The organism is Bifidobacterium sp. UBA6881, assembly GCA_002451435.1.
Lineage (GTDB): Bacteria > Actinomycetota > Actinomycetes > Actinomycetales > Bifidobacteriaceae > Bifidobacterium.
This window is the reverse complement of the sequence record DKCF01000031.1, coordinates 7,599-8,123: the sequence shown is the minus strand read 5'-3', so window position 1 is coordinate 8,123 and position 525 is coordinate 7,599. Positions and strand designations below refer to the sequence as shown.

At 60.8% G+C, this 525-nt stretch carries 1 protein-coding gene; it reads right to left on the bottom strand.

Features of this window, described 5'->3' with window-relative positions:
- Positions 1-69: 69 nt before the first annotated feature.
- Positions 70-525, bottom strand: a 456-nt coding sequence (gene nucS / locus B3C64_RS02430) for an endonuclease NucS (RefSeq protein WP_291533485.1), incomplete at its 5' end; no start/stop codon positions are given.

Sequence of the window (525 nt, the reverse complement as noted above, 5' to 3'; positions counted from 1 at the left end):
CCCAATCTACCGACGCTCAGCGCACCCCACCATCGGTAGTTTGGGAAATTCAGAAGAGCAAACGAACCGTCAGAACAGTCTGAGCGAGTCGTCCTCGACGCCTTTCATCTCCTCATAGTCGAGGATCAGGCAACGGAAGCCGCGGTCCTGCGCAAGCACACGGGCCTGCGGGGTGATGGTCTGCGCGGCGAAGATGCCATGCACCGGCGCGAGCAACGGGTCACGGTTGAGCAGCTTGCAGTAGCGCGTAAGCTGCTCCACACCGTCAATGCCGCCGTTGCGTTTGATTTCGATGGCCACGTGCTCGCCGTTCGCGTCGATGGCCATGATGTCCACCGGGCCGATGGCGGTCGGATATTCGCGGCGCACCAGCTTCGCACCCTTGCCGATGCGTTCGATCTGTTCGGCGAGGTACCGCTGCAGGTGGTCCTCCACACCATCCTTGATCAATCCGGGGTCTTCGCCCAGATCGTACGATTCGTCCGAATAGATGTGCCGCAGCGTCACTTCCAGCACATCGTTCGA